Annotated in this window: 1 protein-coding gene; it reads left to right on the forward strand. The window is 37.6% G+C overall.

Going from position 1 to position 660, the window contains the following annotated elements; genetic code table 11:
* Positions 1 to 660, forward strand: a 660-nt coding sequence (locus tag FW778_RS22935) for a glycoside hydrolase family 3 N-terminal domain-containing protein (protein ID WP_150417256.1), incomplete at both ends; no start/stop codon positions are given.

Here is a 660-nt window from a genome sequence, read left to right on the forward strand (position 1 = left end):
GAGAACTGATCCGCATGTGGCGCCAAGGGAATTACAGGAAATGTATTTATATCCCTTTAAAAAAGTAATCGAACAGGCTCATCCGCTAGGTGTCATGGCAAGTTACAACGATTGGGATGGTGTTCCCATTATAGCAAGCTATTACTTCTTAACAGAACTTTTAAGAGAGGCGTTTGGATTTACAGGTTACGTGGTGAGCGATAGTGAAGCGGTAGAATATGTTTTCTCCAAACATCATGTTGCCAAAGATAACAAAGACGCCATCAGGCAGGTAGTAGAAGCCGGTTTAAATGTGAGAACCAATTTTACCCAGCCAAAAACTTTTATATTACCATTAAGGGAATTAATAAAAGATGGCAGCATTAGTATGAAAACTATTGACAGTCGTGTTGCAGATGTATTGCGTGTAAAATTCAAACTTGGCCTTTTTGATCATCCTTACGTGAAAGATGTAAAAGCTGCTGATAAAATTGTTGGAACTGATAAGCATGAAAATTTTGTAATGGAAATGGAGAGGCAATCTTTAGTATTATTAAAAAATGTAAATAATACTTTGCCATTGGATAAATCCAAATTGAAAAAAGTTTTCGTTACCGGCCCGCTGGCAGCGGAAACCAATTATGCAATAAGCCGGTATGGTCCTAATCATATTCCTGTAAC

It is taken from the genome of Ginsengibacter hankyongi, from assembly GCF_008710285.1.
In the GTDB taxonomy this organism is placed as follows: domain Bacteria; phylum Bacteroidota; class Bacteroidia; order Chitinophagales; family Chitinophagaceae; genus Ginsengibacter; species Ginsengibacter hankyongi.